This window comes from Morganella sp. GD04133, assembly GCF_029835375.1.
GTDB lineage: Bacteria > Pseudomonadota > Gammaproteobacteria > Enterobacterales > Enterobacteriaceae > Morganella > Morganella morganii_B.
In genome coordinates, this window is record NZ_JAODZS010000019.1 from 19,829 (window position 1) to 44,537 (window position 24,709).

Consider the following 24,709-nt stretch of genomic DNA (forward strand, 5'->3'; position numbering starts at 1 on the left):
ATGATAAGTAATGGATAATCATTATGTGTGTCTTTTGCTTATTAAGCAAAATTTGTCGTTAAAAACGCCGGGTTTTCTGTCATTACACAGTCAGAAATCCCGGCGTCAGAAAACAAAAGGCCGGACAAACATGCCCGGCCCTGACTGGTATCACCTGAACGATCTTATGCGTCGAACGGGTCGCGCAGGATCATCGTTTCAGAACGATCCGGACCGGTTGAAATAATATCAACAGGAACACCTGTCAGTTCTTCAATGCGGCGGATGTAATCCAGTGCTGCCTGAGGCAGTGCTTCGCGGGTCTTCGCCCCGAACGTGGTTTCAGTCCAGCCCGGCATCACTTCATAGATTGGCTCGATGCCTTCCCAGTTATCCGCAGCCAGTGGTGTGGTTTCGATGATTTCACCATTCGGTAAACGGTAACCGACACACACTTTCACTTCTTTCAGACCATCCAGCACATCCAGCTTGGTCATGCAGAACCCTGACAGGGAGTTAATCTGCACAGCGCGGCGGATAGCAATGATGTCCAGCCAGCCGCAACGGCGGCTGCGTCCGGTGGTCGCACCGAACTCCTGGCCTTTGGTACGCAGGTATTCACCGGTTTCATCAAACAGTTCGGTCGGGAACGGACCGGCACCCACGCGGGTGGAATACGCTTTGATGATACCCAGGACATAATCCACATAACGCGGACCTAAACCGGAACCGGTGGCAACACCGCCGGCAGTGGTGTTTGAGGAGGTCACATACGGATAGGTACCGTGGTCGATATCCAGCAGTGTACCCTGCGCGCCTTCAAACATCACCAGCTCACCGTTAACGGTGGCTTTGTACAGCAGATCAGACACATCCACAACCATACCGGTCAGGATATCCGCCACTGCCATGATTTCGTCCAGGGTTTTCTGATAGTCAACCGCAGGCTCTTTGTAGTAGTTCACTAACTGGAAGTTGTGATACTCAAGGATTTCTTTCAGTTTCTGAGCGAAGGTCTCTTTATCGAAGAGATCACCCACGCGCAGACCGCGACGGGCAACTTTATCTTCGTATGCAGGCCCGATACCGCGCCCTGTTGTGCCGATAGCTTTCGCGCCGCGTGCTTTCTCACGGGCATTATCCAGCGCAACATGATAAGGGAGGATCAGCGGACATGCTTCAGAAATCAGCAGACGCTCACGCACCGGAATACCACGCTCTTCCAGTGCAGTCATTTCTTTCAGCAGTGCATCGGGTGCGAGTACAACACCGTTAGCAATGATGCTGACGACGTTTTCGCGGAGAATACCTGACGGAATTAAATGCAGGACGGTTTTCTCACCGTTGATAACCAGAGTGTGACCCGCGTTGTGGCCACCTTGATAACGAACAACATACTTAGCCCGTTCAGTCAGCAAGTCGACGATTTTGCCCTTGCCCTCGTCACCCCATTGGGTGCCCAATACGACAACGTTCTTACCCATTTCGTTTTTACCTGGTTGCTTAAAAAAGGATTCTAGCATCTCATGACCGCCCTTTCAGCACTTTTTATCCACTTTATGAAAGTCACCTGATCAATGTCCATAATAAAGCCCGCCTAAGCGGGCTTTCTTCATCAGAGTGCGACCATCAGCATGCTGACGATTTTTCAGTACCGGTTATGCGGTTACCGGACTTACTGGCCTGAAGCCGGACGCAATGATGTCGGTGCCTTCATGTAACGGAAGAAATCCGTATCCGGGCTTAACACCATAATGTCGTTGCCATCGGGTTTGAAGCTTTGCTCATAAGCACGCAGGCTTCGGATAAACGCATAGAAATCCGGGTCCTGACTGAATGCATCCGCAAACAGTTTAGCGGCTTCCGCATCACCCGCACCACGCAGGGAGAGTGACTGGCGCTCCGCTTCGGCCAGGATTTCAGTGCGGGTTTTATCCGCCACCGCACGAATCTTCATGGCTTCTTCCAGACCCTGTGAGCGGTGACGACGCGCCACAGCTTCACGTTCTGCACGCATACGCTGGAAGATAGCTTCGGAGACTTCCGCCGGCAGGTTGATCTGCTTGATACGGACGTCCACCACTTCGATACCTAACGCCGCCATACTGTTCGGATTCACCTGCGGCTGTGCGCCTTTGGTTTCTTCCTGAACACGCGCTGCCGCATCGGCAATAGCGTTATCAGCATCAGTTGCCTGCGGATCGTTACCGGAGCTCCCTTCGTTCAGTGCATTTTTGACTTCCGTCGTTAATGTACCGCGGGAATCCGTCACAATCTCTTTCACGCTCAGACGACCGAACTCAGAACGCAGACGGTCACTGAATTTACGCTTCAGCAGGTTTTCAGCCTGATTAATATTACCGCTGTTTGTTGCGAGATAATACAGGCTGAAATCACTAATCCGCCATTTCAGGTAAGAATCGACGATCAGGTCTTTGTTTTCGTTTGTCAGGAAACGGTCAGCCTGGATATCCAGTGTCTGGATACGGGCAGGCAGCATTTTCACTGTTTCAATAAACGGTACTTTCAGGTGCAGACCCGGTTCATAGACAATCGGTTTGTTCTCCGCATCACGCAGAACTTTACCAAAGCGCAGCACAATACCGCGCTCGGTCTGCTGAACGGTAAAGACAGACGCATACAGAACGCCTAAAACCAGAATAACAATAACGGCTAAATACTTACGCATGATTATTGTCTCCCTGTGCGTTCAGTGTTACCACGGATACCCGAACTGCTGAGATCATACGTGTTGTTGTATTCAGCGGGTACATTCGGATTCCGGGTGCTGTTTTGTGCCTGACGGCCTGCCGGTGCCTGTGTTGCCGGTGCGGATGATGACGAGGCAGCGGCTTTCGCCGGTGCAGTCTGAGAAGCAGCTCTCTGCTCGCGCATAATCTGATCCAGCGGCAGCACCATCATGCTGTTGCTTTTATCATTGGCAATCACTTTACGGGTATTGCTCAGCACACGTTCCATTGTCTCAATGTACAGACGTTCACGGGTGATATCCGGTGCCGCACGGTATTCCGGCAGCATTTTCGAGAAGCTGGCCACTTCACCGCGCGCTTTCAGCACGATACTGGCTTTATACGCCTGTGCGCTTTCGATCATGCTTTGCGCGTTACCTTTTGCCAGCGGCAGAACTTCGTTCGAGTACGCTTCCGCTTCACGGATGGACTGCTGTTCGTTTTCACGCGCGGCAATCACGTCATCGAATGAGGCCTGGACTTCAGCCGGCGGACGGGCTTCCTGGAAGTTGACGTCGACAATCGCAATCCCCATTTTATAAGGTCTGATTGTCTCTTCGAGAACTTTCTGGGTTTCGTTACGGACCACGGTACGGTTCGCCGTCAGGATTTTCTCCATGGTGAACTTACCGATAACCCCGCGCACCGCACTGTCCATCGCCTGACGCAGACTGTTGCCCGGGTTGGTGACGCTGAAGAGATACTCTTCCGGGTTCACAACCTGGAACTGGACGTTCATATTGACGCGGACGACGTTTTCGTCAGCCGTTAACATCATGCCGTTGGTCGCCAGATCCTGGACGGTCGCCACATCAACCGCAGTGACGCGATCAATGAATGTCGGTTTCCAGTTCAGACCCGGCTGAACCACATGACTGAATTTACCGAAACGGGTAACCACGCCGCGTTCCGTTTCTTTAATCGTATAGAAGCCGGTTGCGGCCCAGACAACAACAATGGCGGCAATGGCGAGACTGATAATTCGTCCGCCGGCAAACTGTACCGGAGGACGATTGTTTCCGCCGGACTGCCCGTCATTATTATTTCCGCCTTTACCGCCACCCAGACCACCGAGTTTTCTGCTCATTTTCCGGAACAGATCGTCGAGATCAGATGCCCCACGGTTCCGGCCGCCTTTGTTACCGTCGGAGTTGCCGCCTTTATTGCTGCTCCCCCACGGGTCGCGGTCCTGTCCGTTATTACCGGGCTGATTCCACGCCATGCCTTCGCTCCACTCTTTTATGATCGGTTTTTCAGGGCTAAGAGCACAAAAACGCGCTCTCAATCAATATATTACGCCGCTGATAATCAGATAACGTAATCGGCTAACTGTTGTTCCTGCTTGCAGAGGCGGCGCCAGTCAACAATGGGCAGCCTGATTTCAAGGCAAATCCGGCCATCATCATCAAGCCACTCACGTTCAATCGCCTGAAGCTGATAAAAACGGCTGCGCAGACGGCCCTCCGAAGGAGGCAGACACAATTCCAGGTGTGCGATCTCACCGGAAAGGCGTTCCGTCAGCGCCCGGAACAACAACGGGATCCCTGCTCCGGTCTGTGCTGAAAGCCAGACCCTGACCGGCAGGTTATCCTCATTTCTGTCGATACGCGGTTCGAAATCGTCCAGCATATCGATTTTATTCATCACTATCAGAACCGGAATTTCATGTGCATCAATCTCTTCCAGAACTGTATTAACCGCATGAATATTTTCATCCACACGGTTATCCGCCGCATCCACCACATGAAGCAGCAGTGTCGCTTCGCGGGTTTCCTGCAGCGTGGCTTTAAATGCCGCCACCAGGTCATGCGGCAGATGGCGGATAAACCCGACCGTATCCGCCAGCACCACCGTGCCGACATCATCGACATCAATCCGCCGCAGGGTTGGATCGAGTGTCGCAAATAACTGATCCGCCGCATAGACTTTCGCATCAGTTATGTGATTAAACAGACTGGATTTCCCGGCGTTGGTGTAACCGACCAGAGACACCGTCGGAATATCCGCTTTACTGCGCGCCTGACGGCCTTGTCCGCGCTGGCGTTCCACTTTTTCCAGACGCCCTGAAATCTGTTTGATTTTATCCCGCAGCATCCGGCGGTCGGACTCAAGCTGCGTCTCACCCGGCCCCCGCAGACCAATCCCGCCTTTCTGGCGTTCAAGGTGCGTCCAGCCGCGAACCAGACGCGTGGAAAGATGGCGTAACTGCGCCAGTTCCACCTGTAATTTACCTTCATGTGTCCGTGCCCGCTGGGCGAAGATATCGAGGATAACCCCGGTTCTGTCAACCACCCTGCACTGGCATAAACGCTCGAGGTTGCGTTCCTGCGCCGGACTTAAGGCATGGTTAAAGAGCACCACATCGGCGTCACTTTCCATGACAGCATCGGCAATCTCTTCCGCTTTACCTTCACCCGCAAAATATTTCGGGTGCGGGGCACTACGGCTGCCGGTGACTATCTGAACAGGTGTCACACCCGCGGATGTCACAAGGGATTCAAATTCACTGAGATCATCAGTGTTCTTATCCTGTGAGAAAAACAGGTGGACCAGTACGGCCCGTTCACCGCCTTCATACCTGTCAAACAACGGCAGAACCTCTCAGGCTGAGTGAAAAACACGCAGGAAAAAACACAGGTAAAGTCTCCCTACCTATGTTTTCCCGCGATTGATAACTGCACACTGACTTATTCAGCGCCATCAGTATCCTGTTGCGCACCACCGTTACCGGCTGACTGGTGGTAATTGCTGCCGCCGGTCCCCGGGTTTGCGCCACCGCTGTGGTGAGAAACCGGACGGGAAGGTACGACGGTAGAGATCGCGTGTTTGTAAACCATTTGGCTGACCGTGTTTTTCAGCAGAATAACAAACTGGTCGAATGATTCGATCTGACCCTGCAATTTAATACCGTTGACCAGATAAATAGAAACCGGAACCCTTTCGCGACGTAATGCGTTCAGGAACGGATCTTGCAAAGATTGCCCCTTAGCCATTCTGTATTTTCCTTATTTTGTTGTTTTTTAAATGAAACCCAAACTGGGTTCGAAAAATAACTACTCAAAAACTTTCGTAACCCGTTAATTGTACACAATCAACGGCGCTATGCACGAAGAACCTGCATAACGGCTTTAAGAGATTGTTCAGGCTGTTCACTGTCAAGCCACTGAACGCCTTCCCAACCCCGCAACCACGTCATCTGCCGCTTGGCAAGCTGACGGGTGGCGCAAATGCCCCGATACACCATGTCATCATAACTGATTTCACCGGCCAGATATGACCACATCTGGCGGTAGCCGACACAACGGATCGACGGCAAATCCGGATGAAGATCCCCGCGCTGATACAGCGCACGGACTTCGTCCTCAAAACCGGCTTCCAGCATCATCTGAAAGCGCATCTCAATGCGCTGATGCAATATTTTACGGTCTGCCGGTGCAATGGCAAACTGATAAGCATTAAAGGGCAAATTTTCCCCGGCCGTTTCCGTCAGTTCTGTCATCGTTTTTCCGGAGATATAATAGACCTCCAGTGCCCGGCTGAGCCGCTGCGGATCATTCGGATGGATCCGCGCCCCGGCGACCGGATCAATCCGGCTCAGTTCATCATGGAGAACCTGCCAGCCTTCCTGTGCCGCCCGCGCCTCAATCTGTGCCCGGATTTCCGGGTCAGCGGACGGCAGCGGCGATAATCCTTCCAGCAACGCCTTGAAATACATCATGGTTCCGCCGACCAGCAGCGGAATTTTTCCCTGCGCGGTTATCTCATGCATTGCCGCCAGCGCATCACGGCGGAAATCGGCAGCGGAATAGGCCACTGACGGATCGAGAATATCAATCAGCCGGTGCGGGGCGAGTGCCAGTTCGGCAGCATCGGGTTTTGCGGTCCCGATATCCATCCCCTTATAAATCAGTGCGGAATCCACACTGATGATTTCCACCGGCAGGTGCTGACGCAGTTCAATCGCCAGCGCGGTTTTTCCTGAAGCCGTCGGCCCCATCAGAAACAGGGCTGCGGGTTTATGATGATTCTGTTCACTCATGACGTAATGCTGCAACGACCTCAGTTAAATCAATTAATTGCACTAAATCTGACGGCGGTCTGCGCACCAGTTGCGGGCACAGCCGTTCCACATCGGCCAGCAGCTGCACTGCCTGCGCTTTGCTCTGAACCGCCGGTTCACTGACCAGCATCTCTGCCAGCCGCGAGGCAATGGCGTTTTCATCCGCCTCCGGGTTATCAGCCAGAAAACGCAGTAATTCAGGGATAAGATGCGGTAAATTTTGCTGACGAAGCGGTAACGATACCGTACGAATCGTCGCTTTTCCACGGAAAACTGAGCCTTCTATGCCGAAAGTACGCAATACCCCGGCAAACCGCGTAAATGTCTCACACTCCTGTGCGTTTAACGCCATCTGAAGCGGGATCATCAATGGCTGGGATTTCAGTCCCTGCTCTCCCGGGATCAGTTGCTGACAACGCAGATAATGTGATGCTTTGCTGAGGGAAAACAGCGCAATACCGGCATCTGTCTCAATTAACGCATAACACGGCGGATAAAGCGTAAGGATTTTACCAAAACTTACACGCTCACTTTTTTCCGTCACCGGCTCACTTGCGGCGCTGATCCGGTTTTCTGACAGAAAAGTACTTTTTTCCGGAAACAGCTGCGGCTTAGTTTCTGCCGGTGTCTGCATCAGTGACTGATATATTCCGGCTTCTTTCGGGCTGTATCCGGGTTTATCCGCAGAATATGCCGGTTTTCCGCTGCTGCGGCTGCTGTGAGACGCGCCGCCCCCGGTGGTTTCCCGGTGCGGCGGCGGTGTGAGTACGTCCTCACGCTCAAACATATTTTTACCGGCTGCCGCACGGTTTTCCGGCACATGCTGCGTCTGCGGCGCTGACGGATCCGGTTCAAACAGAGAGACCGGCTGCTCATGCTGTTTCAGCACACTGAGCACCGCCTGGTAAATAAAGTCATGCACCAGCCGCGCCTGATGAAAACGCACTTCGTGCTTGGCCGGATGGACATTCACATCCACCTGACGCGGATCGATAGTCAGATAGAGAACATAAGCCGGTTGCTGATCGCCGCTCAGCCGGTCTTCATAGGCCTGACGGATGGCGTGGTTGATCAGGCGGTCACGCATCATCCGCCCGTTAACATAGCAATACTGTAAATCCGCCGGGCCGTTGTAATCTGCCGGTGAGGCCACCCAGCCGCGGATCTCCAGCGCTTCGTGAGTCCAGGTTACCGCCAGCGCCTGCTGCATAAAAGCCGTACCGCAGATAGCCCCGAGACGACGCTCCTGCTGATCATCCGCTTTAACCGGCCGGTACTGGCGCATCAGTTTGCCGTTGTGGGTGAGATTAATGGCCACATCAAAACGGGACAGCGCGATACGCCGCACCACTTCATCAATATGACCGAATTCGGTTTTTTCAGTACGCAGAAATTTGCGCCGCGCTGGCGTATTAAAAAAGAGATCCAGCACTTCCACGGTACTGCCCGCCGGATGCGCCGCCGGTTTCAGCGTCACGTCCATTTCACGCCCTTCGGCATACGCCTGCCAGGCTTCATTCTGCTCACGGGTGCGGGAGGTAAAGGTCAGGCGGGATACCGAGCTGATACTGGCAAGCGCCTCACCGCGGAACCCCATACTCATGATGGCTTCGAGATCGTCAAGTGTGGCAATTTTACTGGTGGCGTGACGGGCCAGCGCCAGCGCCAGCTCGTCTTTGGCAATACCGCAGCCGTTGTCACGGATACGGATAAGCTTTTCACCACCGCGCTCAATATCAATATCGATACGGGTGGCACCGGCGTCCAGGCTGTTTTCCACCAGTTCTTTCACCACCGATGCCGGGCGCTCAACCACTTCGCCTGCGGCTATCTGGTTTGCCAGCTGCGGCGGTAAAATCCGGATCGCCATAATTGCCCCCGTTCTCCTGTTATTTGGACGGTGCAGCCTGTAACGGATTCGCGGTAAAATATGCGCGTAATCCGCCGTGGATCGCGGCAGCGACCTGTTCCTGGTAAGTATCGGATCCTAACAGCTGTTCTTCAGTGCTGTTACTGATAAAGCCGGTTTCCACCAGAATGGACGGAATATCCGGTGAACGCAGCACCCCGAGGCTCGCGTGCTCCGGCGTGCTTTTGTGTACTTTGCCTATCTGGCGCAGCTGACGGATCACATCCTGCGCCACGGCATAACCGACGCGCTGAGAGTTACCGAACTGCAGATCCAGCACCGCCTGGCTGAGATACGGATCGGCACCGTTTGCCAGTGCATCACCGGCACCGCCGAGCAGTTCGGATTGTTTCTCGCTCTGTTCCAGCCAGTTACCTAATTCGTTGTTTGCCCGCCGGTTGGAGAGCACCCAGACTGACGAACCGGTCGCGGTGCGGTTTGGTGCGGAATCCGCATGGATAGACACCAGCATGTTGGAGCCGAATTTACGCGCCACTTCTGAGCGCCCTGCCACCGAGATAAAATAATCGCCGTCACGGGTCAGTACCGGTTTGAACATCGGGTCATCTTTCAGACGCTTTTCCAGCTTGCGGGCGATACTGATAGTGACATTTTTCTCTTTCAGCCCGTTCTGACCGATAGCGCCCGGGTCTTTCCCGCCGTGTCCGGCATCAATCGCCACCACGACCTGACGACTGTTTTTAGGCAGTTTGCCTGTCGGTACCACCGGAATTTTTGCCTGTGCCGGTGCGGCGGCCGGGGTGGTTGCTGCCGGAGCCGCACTGCCGCTGTTCATGCGCAGCGGTTTACCGGTTGTGGTGGTGACCGGTTGTACGGCAGCCACCGGGGCGGCGGTATAACTGTTTTTGCCGGTCAGGGTGATAGTCAGGCCGCTGCTATCCGCAGCATCACGGAAACTATTTTTATCCGCCAGTTCCAGCACGATACGCTGATGCTGAGCATCCGGCGCGCGGCTCTCTCTGACCACTTTAATCAGCCCGTTATTCAGATTGATCGGCAGACCGGTAATTTTCTGCGGCTGACGGATGTCGATCACCAGACGCTCCGGGTCATGCAGCGGAAACAGTTTATATTGCGGTTTGCCGTCAAAACTGAGCTGTAATGTGCCCTGAGAGCCGTTGTTGCTCACATTGATGTTCGTCAGGGACGCCGCGTTTCCGGCTGCACTGAACAGCAGGCTCACGCTGAAAAACAGCGCCGTCAGCCATGAAACGGCAGCCACATCAGATTTCCGTGTCAGATATGCATTCATTATCGGTAATTCCTCACATCTCCGCTAACTTATCCAGGAGTTCTTCACCATAAGGGGAACGGGCGGCAAAACGGGCTTCCCGTCCTTCCCCATCATACCGTAAGTGCAATTCCAAATCTGCATCCGGCAGAAAACCGGCCCCTTTTTGCGGCCATTCGACCAGACAGACAGTGTTTTCCCCGAAATAATCGCGGATCCCCATAAACTCCAGTTCTTCCGGATCCGCCAGGCGGTACAGGTCAAAGTGATAGACCGGGCGCGGTGAAAGCTCATACGGCTCAACCAGGGTGTAAGTCGGGCTTTTCACATGGCCGGGATGCCCCAGCGCCTGAAGAAAACCGCGGCTGAAGGTGGTTTTTCCGGCGCCCAGATCGCCGAAAAGATGCAGGACAAATCCGCGCTGACTCTGCTGTGCCAATGCACGGCCGAGCGCGACAGTGGCAGCTTCATCTGCCAGCGTAAACAGACGTTCTTTCATTCTCGTTGTCGTCACAGGTTATTTTATTGAAATAATTGAGCGTGTAATCCGTTAAACATACCACATTCCGGTGATATACCTGCATAACGGCGTGCAGAAAAACGACAATAATGCACAGTTTTTGTGCCGGACGGTCTGTGATAAACTCCGCACCATTCACCATCATACCTGCAATGTAAGTAAATACTCACTCATGAGCACTCACCCTGATTTACACCAGCTTGCCACCCGGATCAAACAATGGGGACGCGAACTCGGCTTTCAGCAGGTCGGTATCTGCGATACGGATCTCAGTGCGGAAGAGCCGAAGCTGCAGGCATGGCTGGATGCGGGCTATCAGGGAGAGATGGACTGGATGGCGCGCCACGGCATGATGCGCGCGCGCCCTCATGAACTGCTGCCGGGTACGCTGCGGGTGATCAGTGTGCGGATGAACTACCTTCCGGCCAAAGCATCTTTTGCTGCTGTGCTGCAAAACCCGGAACAGGGTTATATCAGCCGTTATGCGCTGGGGCGTGATTATCACAAGCTTCTGCGCCAGCGCCTGAAGCAGCTGGGAGAGCGGATTCAGGCTGAGTGTGATGAGCTGGCTCTGGATAATACCTTCAGTTACCGTCCGTTTGTTGACTCAGCGCCGGTACTGGAACGCCCGCTGGCAGCCAAAGCCGGTCTTGGGTGGGTTGGTAAGCACTCACTTATTTTAAACCGTGAAGCCGGTTCCTGGTTTTTCCTCGGCGAGCTGCTGATCAACCTGCCGCTGCCGGTTGATACGCCTGCGGAAGAACAATGCGGCCGCTGTGTCGCCTGTATGACCACCTGTCCGACTCAGGCGATTGTCGCGCCTTATACTGTCGATGCACGCCGCTGCATCTCCTACCTCACCATTGAGCTGGAAGGCGCTATCCCCGAAGAATTCCGTCCGCTGATGGGAAACCGCATTTACGGCTGTGATGACTGCCAGCTTATCTGCCCGTGGAACCGTTTTTCACAACTGACAGACGAGGCGGATTTCTCCCCGCGTAAGCGGCTGCATACACCGGAACTGCTGGATCTATTCGCCTGGGATGAAGCCACTTTCCTGCGGGTGACAGAGGGTTCCGCTATCCGGCGCATCGGGTATCTGCGCTGGCTGAGAAACATCAGTGTCGCGCTCGGCAACGCACCGTATGAAGATAAAATTATTATTGCGCTGACAGAAAAAACCGGACTGGCTGACTGGCTTGATGAGCATATCCGCTGGGCGGTTACCCGTCAGTATGCAAAACGGGGTGAATCAGGTATTGAAATACAGACTTCACAACAAAAACGCCTGATCCGCGCCATTTCCAAAGGTTTACCGCGCGACGCCTGAACCCGCCTCATCATCCCGTTAAGTTATCCACAATGTTCAGTGTTGTGAATAATATAAAAAGACCTTGCCTATCAATGTGAAGAAAAAATACAAGAGCGCTGTCACACAATTCACATAAATTAAATTAACATATAAATATCAATATATTAAATATACGACCGTTCGGTATTTCGCGGAATTCTGTGATTCAGCCGTCAAAACCGGCCTGTGGATAACTCTGTGCAGAAAAGTGTGTCAGAACCGCCGGGATGTGAATAACATGCCCCGCTGCGCTGTGGATAAAAAATGACATCCGGACAAAAAAATTGTCCCTGTTTGACTTAATCACCCCATGAAAGGTGATGAAAAGCAGAAACTGACATAAAGATAGTGCAGAAAGTGCCGGTGGTAATCTTTCACTGTCTGAATAATCACCGCTGGTGATCGTTCATCTGCCCTTCGTCAGAGAGGGCGCAAATTCTATTTCACCACGCCGGGATTAGCAAGTCTTTTCCCTGTATTTACGAAAAAAAGTCATCTAACCGATTAAATTATCAGCAAAAGTTCAGTGTGTCCGGTTTTAGGCTGCGGATACCTGTGAGTGATGATTATTTGCACCGCACAGCAATTTTCCCGGCAGAACCGGTAACAGAAATCACGCAAAGGATTATTCAGAAAATAATGTTTGGGGGGACTGAAGAGAAGAAAAAGATTGGAGCGGGAAACGAGACTCGAACTCGCGACCCCGACCTTGGCAAGGTCGTGCTCTACCAACTGAGCTATTCCCGCATCACAACGGTATATATCCGGCTATCTGAAAATTGGAGCGGGAAACGAGACTCGAACTCGCGACCCCGACCTTGGCAAGGTCGTGCTCTACCAACTGAGCTATTCCCGCGTCACAACCGGTATATTACCTGACAATCTGCAAAATTGGAGCGGGAAACGAGACTCGAACTCGCGACCCCGACCTTGGCAAGGTCGTGCTCTACCAACTGAGCTATTCCCGCATATTTTGCAATTTGCCCGCACCGCTTTCGATTGAAAATCTATCTCGGTACGGGGAGCGCATTATACGAAAAATTCATTTTCTGGCAAGCCCTCCGGCACGAAAAAATGAATTTTTTTGTTCAGATGCCGATAAAACCGGCAAATATGCTATAAAACACGCAATCCGAACTAATATTAACCGATCGGCGGCTGAAAATCAGCCCCCGTTTTTTATCACAGGCGGATAAAGGTTTCGCGGTAGTAAGCCAGTTCCGCAATTGACTCACGGATATCATCCAGCGCCTGATGGGTGTTTTTCTTGGTGAAGCCGCCCAGCACTTCCGGCTTCCAGCGGCGGGCCAGCTCTTTCAGGGTGCTGACATCCAGGTAACGGTAGTGAAAATATTGCTCGAGAGCCGGCATATAACGGAACAGAAAACGGCGATCCTGGCCGACGCTGTTACCGCAGATAGGAGAAACCCCCTGCGGCACCCACTGTTCCAGAAACGCGATAGTCGCCTGCTCGGCCTGTGCGTCAGAATACGTGCTGGCGCGGACACGTTCAATTAACCCGCTGGCACCGTGTGTGCGGACATTCCAGTCATCCATCAGGCCTAACTGTTCATCAGACTGATGTACCGCCAGAACCGGGCCTTCCGCCAGAATATTCAGGTTTGCATCCGTCACAATGGTGGCGATTTCGATAATCCGGTCACGTTCCGGGTCAAGTCCGGTCATTTCCAGATCGATCCAGATAAGGTTCTGTTCACTTTTAGCCATGTTGTATCCTATAGTTACCTGAGTATCCGCCTGTTTTTTGTTCACACGGATTGAATGATGACGGGTAAAATGAATGGTGTATCATAGCGCGTAATCCGCCCTGCCGCGAGTCACCCCGGCGGGCACTTTCTTCTTTACGTGGTGTCAAAACAGACGAGGTTTCGTTGGCTAAACAAAAACTTTCCAAAGGTCAGGTACGGCGTGTTCAGGCAAACCAGCAGCGCAAACTGCGCAAAGAGAACCGCCCGGAGCCTGAAGACAGCCTGTTCGGTGAGGCTCAGGAAGGACAGGTAATCAGCCGTTTCGGGCAGCATGCGGATATTGAAGCCGCAGACGGCTCGGTACAGCGCTGCAACCTGCGCCGCACCATCAAATCACTGGTCACCGGTGACCGTGTGGTCTGGCGTGCTGCATTGCAGAATAACGAAGAAGGCCGTGTTAACGGCATTGTTGAGGCGGTGCATGAGCGAGAGTCGGTACTGACCCGGCCGGATTTTTATGACGGTTTAAAACCGATCGCCGCCAATATCAACCAAATCGTGATTGTTTCCGCGATTTTACCGGAATTATCACTCAATATTATTGATCGCTATCTGGTCGCCTGTGAAACACTCGGTGTGGAACCACTGATTGTCCTCAACAAAATTGACCTGCTGAATGACGAAAGCCGCGACCTGGTCAATGATTTAATGAATATCTATCGTAATATCGGGTACCGTGTGCTGGAAGTGTCCGGCCACACCAACGAGGGGATTGATGCACTGACGGCAGCACTTGCCGGACGGATTTCCATCTTCGCCGGACAATCCGGTGTCGGAAAATCCAGCCTGCTCAATACATTGCTGCCGGAAAACGCCGATATCCTGGTCAATAACGTTTCTGATGTTTCCGGGCTGGGTCAGCACACCACCACCGCCTCACGGCTGTATCATTTCCCGCACGGCGGGGATGTGATCGACTCACCGGGAGTGCGTGAATTCGGGTTGTGGCACCTGACACCGGAACAGGTCACGCAGGGATATACCGAGTTCCGCGATTATCTCGGCGGCTGTAAATTCCGGGACTGCAAACACGGGGATGACCCGGGCTGTGCGCTGCGCGACGCTGTGGAGAACGGCGAAATCAGTGCGGAACGCTTTGAAAATTATCACCGCATTCTGGAAAGTATGGCACAGGTCAAGCCACGCCGTAATTTTACGGCCGGTGAAGACTGACAAGCGCAATAAGCACAGGTACAATAGCCCCCTTTTGTTCAGAATTCGCCGGAAAAACCGGCAGATAACAAACAATACCAGAGGTCGATGTGCTGGATACTCTTAAAATAAAATTACAATATTTGCTGCCTAAACAGTGTCTTACTCAGCTGGCAGGCCGCTTTGCCAACAAAAAACTTGGCTGGCTGACGCAGCTGGCGATCAAAGCATTCGCCAAAGCCTACAACGTGGATATGCAGGAAGCGAAAGAGAGCGAGTTTATCGCTTACAGTACCTTCAATGAGTTTTTTATCCGCGCGCTGAAAGAGGAAGTCCGCCCGATCGTGCAGGGCAGTGAAACCCTCGCGCTGCCGGCAGACGGCACCATCAGTCAGCTGGGGCTTATCCGTGACGATCAGATTTTACAGGCCAAAGGGCATAACTACACCCTGGAAGCCCTGCTCGCCGGAAACTGGCAGCTGGCGGATCAGTTCCGCAACGGGCAGTTTGTAACCACTTACTTATCTCCGCGTGACTACCACCGCGTGCATATGCCATGTGACGGTCATCTGCGCGAAATGATCTATGTCCCAGGCGATCTGTTCTCCGTTAACCCGCTGACCGCCGCGAATGTACCGAACCTGTTTGCCCGTAACGAGCGTCTGATCTGTGTATTTGACACGGATTTCGGCCCGATGGTACAGATTCTTGTCGGCGCCACGATTGTCGGCAGTATGGAAACCGTCTGGTGCGGTATGGTCACACCGCCGCGTGAAGGGATTGTCCGCCGCTGGACTTACCCGGCACACGACAGTGTCTGTGCGGTAAACCTGAAAAAAGGCGAAGAGATGGGCCGCTTTAAGCTCGGCTCCACCGTGATCAACCTGTTCCCGGCGGATACCGTTGCACTGAACAGCGCACTGGCAAACGGCGTTTCCACCCGCATGGGTGAACTGCTGGCCACCCGCATCACCGCAGATGATGCTGCCTGCGCGGAAGAAAGCCCTGTAAGTCCGTCACAACCGGACACCGCTGCCACTCACTGAGGACTCTCCCCTGTGCGCCTGATTATCTCATTTTTACTGGCGGTTTTTCTTTTCTCCCCGCTGACAGCGGTATATGCGGCATCGGACATCAACGAGCCGCAGATCCGCCAGGAACTGAAGCGGATTGAGAGCAGCAAAGATCCGAAAGATATTGAGATGGCGCAGGCGTTACAGGCGACCCTGAACTGGCTGGCAGACAGCAAAGCCGCAAATGAGCGGGCGCAGAGCTATCAGGACACCATCGATAACTTCCCGAAGCTGGTCAGAGCGTTACGCCAGCAGTTGCTGGAAGAGAGTGATTCCCCGGCCAAAATTCTGACCACCCGCCCTATCAGCGACCTTGAGCAGCAGGTTATTCAGCTCAGCGGACAACTGCTGGAGCAGGGACGGCTGTTACAGCAGGAGCAGGACAAAAACCGCGAAATCAGCGATTCCCTGACTCTCCTGCCCCAGCAGCAGTCCGAAGCCCGCCGTCTCCTGAATGAAGCCACCTCCCGCCAGCAGGGACTGGCAACCCCGCTGACCCCGCTTGCCGAGGCTCAGGCCACACTGGCCGCCGCAGAAGTCCAGGCACGCAAAGCAACGGTCAATGAGCTGGAACTGGCACAACTTTCTGCCAATAACCGCCAGGAACTGACCCGTATCCGTCTCGAACTGCTGCGTAAACGCTATCAGCGGCTGGATCTCGAACTTCAGCAGCTGCGCAGCGTGCTTAACGGCAAACGTCAGCAGAAAGCGGAACTGGCGCTGGAGCGCACCGAACTGCTGGCCGAACAGGCCGGTGATTTACCGCCGTACCTGAAAGAACAGATTGATATCAACCGCGAGCTGTCGCAGGTACTGAATGATCAGGCCGCGCACATGAGTGATATCGGGGAGATGCAGCGCCAGGCGGCGACCGATATCCAGAAAGCCCGCCAGGTGCTCAGCACTATTCAGGAGCAGGCACAGTGGCTGAACGGCTCAACCGCGCTGGGAGAAGCCCTGCGCGCCCAGCTCAGCCGCCTGCCGGATATGCCGAAACCGCAGCAGCTGGATAAAGAGATCACCGACCTGCGTGTTGAGCGTCTGAAATATGAAAATATGCTCGATGCCCTGTCCGGCAATAATAATGAGCCGGATACGTCACAGACAGCCTCCCTCCCTGCGGATCAGGCCTCGCTCTATCAGCAACTGATTCAGAACCGCAAAGAACTGCTCGGCTCCCTGCTCTCCGGTTACGATACCGAAATTCTGGAGCTGACCAAGCTCAAAGTGACCACCAGTCAGCTCAGTGATGTGCTGATTGAAGTCCGCGACGACACCCACCGCTATCTGTTCTGGGTGGCGGATGCCACACCGGTTTACCTCAATTACCCGATTGAAGTACTGACCAGCCTGACCAAACTGCTGTCCCTGGATACCCTGGCGCAGCTCGGCGGTGCATTTAAAACCATGTTCTCGTGGCAGAACAAAGAGATTTCACTCTATATTATCAGCACCCTGCTGCTGGCGATTTTCGGCCTGAACTACCGCCGCCATTATCAGGCATTCCTGGACAGAACCAGTCAGCGCATCGGTAAAGTGACACTGGATCGCTTCTCTATCACGCTGCGCACTCTGTTCTGGTCTGTACTTGTCTCCCTGCCGCTGCCGGTGCTGTGGTCGGCTATCGGCTACGGGTTACAGAATGCCTGGCAGTACCCGATGGCAAAAGCGATCGGTGACGGTGTCAGCGCCACCACGCCGGTGCTGTGGCTGTTTATGTTCTGTGCGACCTTTGCCCGGCCTAACGGGCTGTTTATCGCACAGTTCCGCTGGCCGGAAGCCCGCGTTAAACGGGCAATGCGTTTCTATCAGCTTTCTATTTTTGTCATTGTGCCGCTGATGATGGCAATGACCACTTTTGAATATTTCAATGACCGGGAGTTCGCCCCGACACTCGGCCGCCTCTGCTTCCTGCTGCTGTGTGCCGCACTGTTTATCATTACCAGCAGCCTGCGCCGTGCGGGGGTTCCGCTCTATCTTGACCGCCACGGCAGCGGCGACAATGCCGTCAGCAAAGGGATGTGGTGGCTGCTTCTGCTGGCTCCGGTTGTGGCAGCGATTGCTGCTCTGCTCGGCTATCTCGCGACCTCACAGGCGCTGCTCGGCCGCCTGGAAACCTCGGTCGCCATCTGGTTTATGCTGCTGGTGATCTATAACATCATCACCCGCTGGATGCTGATCCAGCGCCGCCGTATCGCCTTTGAACGCGCCAAACAGCGCCGTGCTGAAATCCTGGCCCAGCGGGCAAAAAGTGATGATGACAGCGGCGTCAACAGCAATGCCAACAGCGCGGAAGGTGTGATTGATATTGAAGAGCAGGTCATTGACCTCGATACCATCAGTGCGCAGTCGGTCGGGCTGGTCCGCTCCATCCTGACCATGATTGCCCTGGTATCCTGTATTCTGCTCTGGTCTGAATTGCACACCGCCTTCTCCTTTATGGAAAATATCCGCTTGTGGGATGTCAGCAGCAGTATCAACGGCGTGGATACCCTCCAGCCCATCACGCTCGGCTCTGTCTTTGTGGCTATTCTGGTGATTATCATCACCACGCAACTGGTGCGGAACCTTCCGGCACTGCTGGAACTGGCGCTGTTACAGCATCTGGATCTGACACCCGGCACCGGTTACGCCATCACTACCCTGACCAAATACGCGATCACACTGGTCGGCGGAATTGTCGGCTTCTCACTGATCGGCATTGAATGGTCGAAAATGCAGTGGTTTGTTACTGCAATGGGTGTCGGGCTGGGCTTTGGTTTACAGGAGATTTTCGCCAACATTGTTTCCGGCCTGATGATCCTGTTCGAAAAACCGATCCGTATCGGCGATACCGTGACTATCCGTGACCTGACCGGCAGCATCACGCGCATCAACACCCGCGCCACCACGCTGACAGACTGGGACCGCAAAGAGATTATCGTTCCGAACAAAGCCTTTATTACCGAGCAGTTTATCAACTGGTCGCTCTCGGATACCGTCACCCGTATCGTCCTGACCATCCCGGTCCCGGCAGAAGCCAATCCGGAGCAGGTCACCATTCTGCTGCTGATGGCAGCACAGGACTCGGCAATGATTCTGGATACGCCAAATCCGGAAGCTTACCTGGTTGATTTACAACAAGGTATTCAGATCTTTGAACTGCGCGCCTACGCCGCTGAAATGGGGCACCGCCTGCCGGCGCGTCATGAGATCCATCAGAATATCCTGCGCAGCTTCGCGGAAAACAACATTATTCTGCCGTTCCCGCCGTTTGAAGCGCGGGTGGATATGGTGGGGAATATTCTGCGCAGCGGCACAAAGAATCTGTCGGGCCGTAACCCGTCACGGAAATCAGGGGCGTTGTGATATCACAGACAGTGATCCACACCGCCGTGATGTGAACAAGTGCCGCGTCCTTTCGGGGCAGAATAAGAGCCGTCTCTGCAGACGGCTTTTATATTCGGGTCATAAGTAATATAACCGAATGCACCGATAATATCGTACATTTTTTCCGACAGAAGATGAGTAATAATCTGAATGCGGACAACCTGAACTTTAGATGTTATTTCTGAGATTCCTACTGACAATAAAACCATACTTTAATCGTCAACCAGAATATCTTTCACTTTTTCAGCTATTTTCTGATTTATTTACCTCATTTAATAACAGGTTTTTTTCATCGCCAGATTTATTAACCACTCGTTCGAACTGAGATAAACTATGTATTCAATCTGATAATAACGCTGATTTTAATATGCCGCTGTCCGGAGGCCTCATCCGGAAATGATCATTGCACATACCCCCAGTCGAAAAAGCAAAAAACCACATAAAAAAAATAAAAACTATCTTATTGATTTAACTTTACTTTTTAAGTAAAAATTCAGTAATAATACCATGATTTGTTATTATATCTGTATCTGACACATATCCCTTTCAGGTATATTCTCAGGCAGAATTTAATTTTATGAAGTTAATTCAATTATCTACCCATAAACAAAGTGTATTTTTGCAAAAAATTTAAGGTGATGATAGAGTTTAATTAAACGCTATCATTTTTATACCGGCAACGACCAAACTTACAACCACCTTACAAGAAAAACGATATGGAAATTAAAAATATTTTAACGGATAGTGTCAAATCGCTTGGTATCATGGCATATATTGATAACTCAGAAAAAATGTTAGAGGAATTCAGTTGGTTGTATAAAAGCTGGATTTACAGTGGTTGTTATCATTCCTCTGATTTACTTATAGTACATCACCCGGAAGTGGAACAATTTTTACCTAAAGAACCTGGTGTTATTCTTATTCCGTGCCTGCCACACGCTACAGCAGGGACACCTTTTGAAGGCTATCATTATTTTAATTCAATTGGCTGTCTTTCAGGTGAACATATTGATGATATTGCAGCTCAGTATCCCTGGCTCCTGAGAACAGATGCAGATATCTTCCTCACCCCCAAACTGGCCGATTTTCGCCCCAATTTTCCTGTGCACGGACGGGGGAGATATCACATCGATGATGATTTCAAAGAAAAAATGCTGGATTTCTGCCAACGGCACGGCGTTAAACACTTTGGTCATTTCGGCTGCGGCAGTTCTCTGATGTCTTCCTCTGAACTCATGATTCCTTTTTTACGCCGCCAAATATACTGGTGCCGGCAATTAATGGATGAGTTTGGTAAAGACCCAAAAAACTGGGGAGAGTGGCCCGGCTGGTTTCGTGGAGTGACGACCATGTATGCCGCAGAAATAGCCGCAAATGAAGATTACTGGAACATGCTGTATAACGGGTATGAGCGCATTCTGGATATTTCATGCAGTGATAATTATCCGATTGATTCAATGACTTTTCATATTCATGCGGTGCATAACTCTAACTACTTTTCTAAATTTAAACTGCGTGACGGAGCGTATCAGTCAATAGATCCTGACACACTGGATCGCAGCATTATCCCGCAATATTGCCACTGGCTGGCGGTAGCATCAGTTGAACAGGTAAAACAGGAAGCGAATTATCCCTGGTAAGCCACCGGGGAGAAAATGTTCCCCTGAATGAAAAGACCAGCCGGGTGTGATTAGCGCTTATTCAGGTAAAAACCGCCGGGATAATAACATCCGGCGGTTTTTTGTGCAGCGGAATATAACACTTACTGCTGATATAACCGGCGCAGATAATGAGCAACCGCGTCATCCGCATTAGAGCCAATCACTTCCATCTCCGGCAGAATATCTTTCAGGCGCTGATGTGCTCCCGCCATAATGCAGCCTTTTCCGGCCATTTCCAGCATCTCGCGGTCATTCATACCATCACCGAAAGCAATACAGTCATTCAGGCGGTAGCCCAGAGATTCTGCTACCTGCTGCAGCGCTTCACCTTTTGAAACCCCCCCGGCCATCACTTCCAGGCAACTGCGCAGCGAGAAACTGACATTCACTCTGTTACCGAAACGCACACGGATTTTGGCTTCCAGCGCGACAAGTTTCTCGTGGTCATCACAGGTGAAGTAGACTTTGCAGACCTGATCCACCGGAAAATCATTGCGGTCGAACAGCTCATACATAAAAACAGATTCCTGAAAAAACGCTTTCTGTTCCGGGCTTTCCCGGTTGATCATCCAGCCGTCACCCCGGTAATAGTTGGTGAGGATATCCGGATTATCAAACTCCATCAGGCACAGCTCGCGGGCCACATCCGGGTCCACATCATGACTGAATACCAGTTCGCCTTTGGTGTTATGTACCCGCGCGCCGTTGGAGGTGATCATAAACGCATCAATCCCCAGTGCATCACGGATCTGCGCCACATCCACATGATGGCGACCGGTGGCAAACACAAAATGCACGCCTTTATTGATGGTCAGCAGGCGGAGGGTTTCCTTGGTGTAGGGGGTTAAACTGTGGGCAGGTGATAATAACGTTCCGTCTAAATCTGAAGCAACCACATGATACATATGCAAATTCCTGAAAATTGATTAGTGGAGTCCGAAAAAATGACAAATCGCATTGAGCGCGACAGCGCGCAACGCGTCTTCTTCGAACAGGATCTCGTGATAAGCTCCCTCAAACGTCAGAGGCATATGTTCTTCTTCTTGTCCTGTCCGGGCTTTACGGCGGTTTTCGCAGAAAGCCAGCAACTCCCGATTGTCCACCACCTTATCTTCTGATGCCATCAGCACCATCAGCGGGGTGTTTATCTCTCCCGCCTGCGCAATTATTTTCTGCCCGATATCAATGCTTTCGCGTAACCAGTGATACGTGGGTCCGCCGAGACGTAAAGCAGGATAATCAGCATAACAGCGCAGGTAACGCCGGTACCGCGGGTAACTGTGGGTCAGCATGTTGATTAAAAACGGCAACGGCTGCCACTTCCCGGTTGATACCGCATACTCATTGCGTTCCGACGGCCGTTTATCGGCCCGGTTCACAATCATATTCGCCAGCCACATCGGCATCGGTAAATTGATGCCGAACATCGGGGCACATAATACTGCAGCACGGAAGGTGTCCGGCTCGCGTAACAGATAACCGCTCAGTATCGCACCGCCCATCGAGTGTGCCAGTGCATAGCGGTAAGCGTAATTTTTCTCCGCCAGCGCGATGCCGGTGAACTGAGAAAAATCATCAATATAGTCGTCAAAACGCTCGACATGGCCTTTTTGCGGATCATCCAGCATCCGCCCAGAAAGCCCCTGCCCCCGGTGATCCATAATAAAGACATCAAAACCGAGGTGGAAAAAATCGTACAGCACTTCCGGATATTTGACGTAACTTTCGCTGCGCCCGGAACTGATCACCAGCACTTTGTCATGGGCAGGATCAGTAAACTGCACATAACGGATAGTGACATCATCCGTGCCCTGAAATGCCCGCTCATCCCGCCGGTTCCAGAAATCAAGTAACGGACCGTTCACAAAGGCAGAATATTCCGCTTCGCGTTCCAGCCAGCTTGCTTTCAGGGTATCCGGTGGCAGCATAGGGTGCTCCTTTAGTCGTCAAATCCGGTGAGATGTTCGCGGATAAGGGCCATAAATGCATCGCCGAATCGTTCCAGTTTCCGCTCTCCGACGCCATTTATCAAGAGTAAATCATTTGCCCTGACCGGGCATTGTTCCGCCATTTCAATGAGTGTGGCATCGTTAAACACCACAAACGGCGGAATATTTTCCTCATCCGCAATGGATTTGCGCAGTTTACGCAGTTTTGCGAACAGTTTTTTATCGTAATTACCACCGTAACTGCGGGCAGTCTGACGCGGTTTGATATTCTGGATCCTCGGCACCGCAAGTTGCAGCGGCACCTCGCCGCGCAGAACCGGGCGGGCGGATTCGGTTAATTGTAACGCAGAATAATTGGCAATATTTTGCGTTATCAGCCCTAAGTGGATCAGCTGACGCAGCACACTCACCCAGTGTTCCTGGCTTTTGTCTTTGCCGATGCCGTAAACCGCGAGTTTGTCGTGTCCGTATTCGCGGATCCGCTGGTTATTTGAGCCGCGCAGCACATCCACAACATACCCCAGACCAAAACGCTGCCCGGCGCGGTAGATACAGGACAACGCCTGTTGTGCCTCAACCAGCCCGTCATACTGTTTCGGCGGATCCAGGCAGATATCGCAGTTGCCGCACGGTGTCTGGCGGTTCTCGCCAAAGTAATTCAGCAATACCAGGCGGCGGCAGGTCTGCGCCTGGGCAAACGCTCCCATGGCATTCAGTTTGTGCTGTTCGATATCTTTTTGCGGCCCGGCCGGTTTTTCATCCAGACAGCGGCGCAGCCACGCCATATCCGCCGGGTCATAAAACAGAACCGCTTCCGCACTGACCCCGTCACGACCGGCGCGGCCGGTTTCCTGGTAATAGGATTCAATATTGCGCGGGATATCGAAGTGCGCGACAAACCGGACGTTGGATTTGTTAATTCCCATCCCGAACGCCACCGTGGCGACCACGACCTGTAAGTTGTCCTTGAGGAAGGCATCCTGAACCCATTCACGCTGTGAATTATCCAGACCGGCATGGTAGGCCGCGACACTCAGCCCGCGTTTTTGCAGACGGGCGGCGACATCTTCCACTTTATTACGGCTGTTACAGTAAATAATGCCGCACTGGCCTTTCTGACCACGGACAAACATCCACAGCTGATCAAATGCTTTATATTTTTCCACCAGCGTGTAGCGGATATTCGGGCGGTCAAAGCTGCTGATGTGGATCAGCGGATCGCTGAGGCGCAGCCGCGAGCAGATATCAGAGCGCGTGGTGTTATCGGCGGTGGCTGTCAGGGCAATCACCGGCACACCCGGCAGATGCTGGCGAAGCTCGCCTATCGCGCAGTATTCCGGCCGGAAATCGTGCCCCCACTGGGAGATACAGTGCGCTTCATCCACTGCCAGCAGCGATGGCTGCCACTGCTGTAACTGACGGATAAAGCTGCCCATCAGCAGGCGTTCCGGTGCCACATACAGCAGTTTGATGCGGTTATTGTGACAGCCTTCCAATACCTTCTGCTGTTCCTGCGGGGTCTGCGCCGAGTTCAGATAACCGGCTTCCACCCCCAGCAGGCGCAGCTGATCGACCTGATCTTTCATCAGGGAAATCAGCGGTGACACCACCACTGTCAACCCCGGCAGCATTAGTGCCGGAATCTGATAACACAGTGATTTTCCGCCGCCCGTCGGCATGACCACCAGACAATCGCGTCCGCCGGTGACGGTACCGATAATATCGGACTGTCCGGCACGAAATTGCTGATAACCAAAGACCTGGCGCAGGATAGCGTCAGCGTCGGGCAGGGTATTGATGACTTCAGCGGTAGACACGCAGCTCCTCAGGTGAAACAGAAATCCGGGCAGTGCATTCTGCCGGTAAAAAGATGCTTCTATGCTAGCTCAGTTTGCCATCAGATAACAGACTATCC

18 protein-coding genes and 3 tRNA genes are annotated in these 24,709 nt (G+C 52.7%); 5 read left to right on the forward strand and 16 right to left on the reverse strand.

All coding sequences use genetic code 11. The annotated features are described in order from the left end of the window. Positions 1–164: 164 nt before the first annotated feature. From N7387_RS10885 to tsaE, 9 genes are all read right to left on the reverse strand, one after another. Positions 165–1,463, reverse strand: coding sequence for an adenylosuccinate synthase (locus N7387_RS10885; RefSeq protein WP_046894249.1), 1,299 nt, complete (start codon positions 1,461–1,463; stop codon positions 165–167). Positions 1,464–1,654: 191 nt separating this feature from the next. Further along, positions 1,655–2,668, reverse strand: coding sequence for a protease modulator HflC (gene hflC / locus N7387_RS10890; protein WP_046894248.1), 1,014 nt, complete (start codon positions 2,666–2,668; stop codon positions 1,655–1,657). Positions 2,669–2,670: 2 nt separating this feature from the next. Next, positions 2,671–3,951: an FtsH protease activity modulator HflK gene (gene hflK / locus N7387_RS10895; protein WP_279798899.1), complete on the reverse strand. Its 1,281-nt coding sequence runs from the start codon at positions 3,949–3,951 to the stop codon at positions 2,671–2,673. An 86-nt stretch (positions 3,952–4,037) separates the two neighbouring features. Continuing rightward, entirely contained in the window at positions 4,038–5,318 is a 1,281-nt protein-coding gene (gene hflX / locus N7387_RS10900) for a ribosome rescue GTPase HflX (protein ID WP_262882585.1), read from the reverse strand. A 98-nt stretch (positions 5,319–5,416) separates the two neighbouring features. Further along, positions 5,417–5,722: an RNA chaperone Hfq gene (gene hfq / locus N7387_RS10905; protein ID WP_004241361.1), complete on the reverse strand. Its 306-nt coding sequence runs from the start codon at positions 5,720–5,722 to the stop codon at positions 5,417–5,419. A 107-nt stretch (positions 5,723–5,829) separates the two neighbouring features. Continuing rightward, entirely contained in the window at positions 5,830–6,768 is a 939-nt protein-coding gene (miaA, locus tag N7387_RS10910) for a tRNA (adenosine(37)-N6)-dimethylallyltransferase MiaA (RefSeq protein WP_262882584.1), read from the reverse strand. Further along, the gene (gene mutL, locus N7387_RS10915; RefSeq protein ID WP_262864326.1) at positions 6,761–8,659 is read right to left on the reverse strand and encodes a DNA mismatch repair endonuclease MutL; all 1,899 of its coding nucleotides are present in this window, start codon (positions 8,657–8,659) and stop codon (positions 6,761–6,763) included. Before mutL ends, miaA begins: the two co-directional genes overlap by 8 nt. 19 nt (positions 8,660–8,678) lie before the next feature. Beyond that, positions 8,679–9,971, reverse strand: a complete 1,293-nt coding sequence (locus N7387_RS10920) for an N-acetylmuramoyl-L-alanine amidase (protein ID WP_279798903.1) — start codon at positions 9,969–9,971, stop codon at positions 8,679–8,681. A 13-nt stretch (positions 9,972–9,984) separates the two neighbouring features. After that, complete coding sequence (gene tsaE / locus N7387_RS10925) at positions 9,985–10,449, reverse strand: tRNA (adenosine(37)-N6)-threonylcarbamoyltransferase complex ATPase subunit type 1 TsaE (RefSeq protein WP_024474246.1); 465 nt, start codon at positions 10,447–10,449, stop codon at positions 9,985–9,987. Between the two features lie 193 nt (positions 10,450–10,642). Here tsaE and queG point away from each other — a divergent pair, with 193 nt between their 5' ends. Next, complete coding sequence (gene queG / locus N7387_RS10930) at positions 10,643–11,800, forward strand: tRNA epoxyqueuosine(34) reductase QueG (protein ID WP_279798905.1); 1,158 nt, start codon at positions 10,643–10,645, stop codon at positions 11,798–11,800. A gap of 692 nt (positions 11,801–12,492) precedes the next feature. Here queG and N7387_RS10935 read toward each other — a convergent pair. The 4 genes from N7387_RS10935 to orn form a co-directional block, all read right to left on the reverse strand. Further along, positions 12,493–12,568 (reverse strand) — tRNA-Gly (locus tag N7387_RS10935). A 33-nt stretch (positions 12,569–12,601) separates the two neighbouring features. Continuing rightward, positions 12,602–12,677 (reverse strand) — tRNA-Gly (locus tag N7387_RS10940). A gap of 36 nt (positions 12,678–12,713) precedes the next feature. Next, a tRNA-Gly gene (locus N7387_RS10945) sits at positions 12,714–12,789 on the reverse strand. 214 nt (positions 12,790–13,003) lie between these two features. Continuing rightward, positions 13,004–13,549, reverse strand: coding sequence for an oligoribonuclease (gene orn / locus N7387_RS10950; protein ID WP_279798907.1), 546 nt, complete (start codon positions 13,547–13,549; stop codon positions 13,004–13,006). Positions 13,550–13,713: 164 nt separating this feature from the next. Between orn and rsgA the strand changes: the two genes are divergently transcribed. From rsgA to N7387_RS10970, 4 genes are all read left to right on the forward strand, one after another. Beyond that, positions 13,714–14,763, forward strand: coding sequence for a small ribosomal subunit biogenesis GTPase RsgA (rsgA, locus tag N7387_RS10955; protein ID WP_262860412.1), 1,050 nt, complete (start codon positions 13,714–13,716; stop codon positions 14,761–14,763). An 89-nt stretch (positions 14,764–14,852) separates the two neighbouring features. Beyond that, positions 14,853–15,788: an archaetidylserine decarboxylase gene (gene asd, locus N7387_RS10960; protein WP_262883869.1), complete on the forward strand. Its 936-nt coding sequence runs from the start codon at positions 14,853–14,855 to the stop codon at positions 15,786–15,788. A gap of 12 nt (positions 15,789–15,800) precedes the next feature. Further along, positions 15,801–19,163 carry a miniconductance mechanosensitive channel MscM gene (gene mscM / locus N7387_RS10965; protein WP_274371364.1) on the forward strand — a complete coding sequence of 1,121 codons (3,363 nt, stop codon included), beginning with the start codon at positions 15,801–15,803 and terminating at the stop codon, positions 19,161–19,163. 737 nt (positions 19,164–19,900) lie between these two features. Further along, the gene (locus N7387_RS10970) at positions 19,901–20,824 is read left to right on the forward strand and encodes a hypothetical protein (protein ID WP_279798912.1); all 924 of its coding nucleotides are present in this window, start codon (positions 19,901–19,903) and stop codon (positions 20,822–20,824) included. Positions 20,825–20,946: 122 nt separating this feature from the next. Here N7387_RS10970 and yigL read toward each other — a convergent pair whose 3' ends face one another. The 3 genes from yigL to recQ are packed head-to-tail and all read right to left on the reverse strand — an operon-like array spanning position 20,947 to position 24,611. Beyond that, complete coding sequence (yigL, locus tag N7387_RS10975) at positions 20,947–21,750, reverse strand: sugar/pyridoxal phosphate phosphatase YigL (protein ID WP_279798914.1); 804 nt, start codon at positions 21,748–21,750, stop codon at positions 20,947–20,949. Between the two features lie 21 nt (positions 21,751–21,771). Next, entirely contained in the window at positions 21,772–22,773 is a 1,002-nt protein-coding gene (pldB, locus tag N7387_RS10980) for a lysophospholipase L2 (protein ID WP_279798916.1), read from the reverse strand. A gap of 11 nt (positions 22,774–22,784) precedes the next feature. Then, positions 22,785–24,611, reverse strand: a complete 1,827-nt coding sequence (gene recQ, locus N7387_RS10985; protein ID WP_262860418.1) for an ATP-dependent DNA helicase RecQ — start codon at positions 24,609–24,611, stop codon at positions 22,785–22,787. Positions 24,612–24,709: the final 98 nt, after the last annotated feature.

Coding starts and splice junctions, on each gene's coding strand:
- queG (WP_279798905.1), top strand. CDS start 10,643: ATGAGCACTCACCCTGATTTACACCAGCTTGCCACCCGGATCAAACAA.
- hfq (WP_004241361.1), bottom strand. CDS start 5,722: ATGGCTAAGGGGCAATCTTTGCAAGATCCGTTCCTGAACGCATTACGT.
- tsaE (WP_024474246.1), bottom strand. CDS start 10,449: ATGAAAGAACGTCTGTTTACGCTGGCAGATGAAGCTGCCACTGTCGCG.
- miaA (WP_262882584.1), bottom strand. CDS start 6,768: ATGAGTGAACAGAATCATCATAAACCCGCAGCCCTGTTTCTGATGGGG.
- orn (WP_279798907.1), bottom strand. CDS start 13,549: ATGGCTAAAAGTGAACAGAACCTTATCTGGATCGATCTGGAAATGACC.
- mutL (WP_262864326.1), bottom strand. CDS start 8,659: ATGGCGATCCGGATTTTACCGCCGCAGCTGGCAAACCAGATAGCCGCA.
- N7387_RS10970 (WP_279798912.1), top strand. CDS start 19,901: ATGGAAATTAAAAATATTTTAACGGATAGTGTCAAATCGCTTGGTATC.
- N7387_RS10920 (WP_279798903.1), bottom strand. CDS start 9,971: ATGAATGCATATCTGACACGGAAATCTGATGTGGCTGCCGTTTCATGG.
- hflK (WP_279798899.1), bottom strand. CDS start 3,951: ATGGCGTGGAATCAGCCCGGTAATAACGGACAGGACCGCGACCCGTGG.
- hflC (WP_046894248.1), bottom strand. CDS start 2,668: ATGCGTAAGTATTTAGCCGTTATTGTTATTCTGGTTTTAGGCGTTCTG.
- yigL (WP_279798914.1), bottom strand. CDS start 21,750: ATGTATCATGTGGTTGCTTCAGATTTAGACGGAACGTTATTATCACCT.
- N7387_RS10885 (WP_046894249.1), bottom strand. CDS start 1,463: ATGGGTAAGAACGTTGTCGTATTGGGCACCCAATGGGGTGACGAGGGC.
- pldB (WP_279798916.1), bottom strand. CDS start 22,773: ATGCTGCCACCGGATACCCTGAAAGCAAGCTGGCTGGAACGCGAAGCG.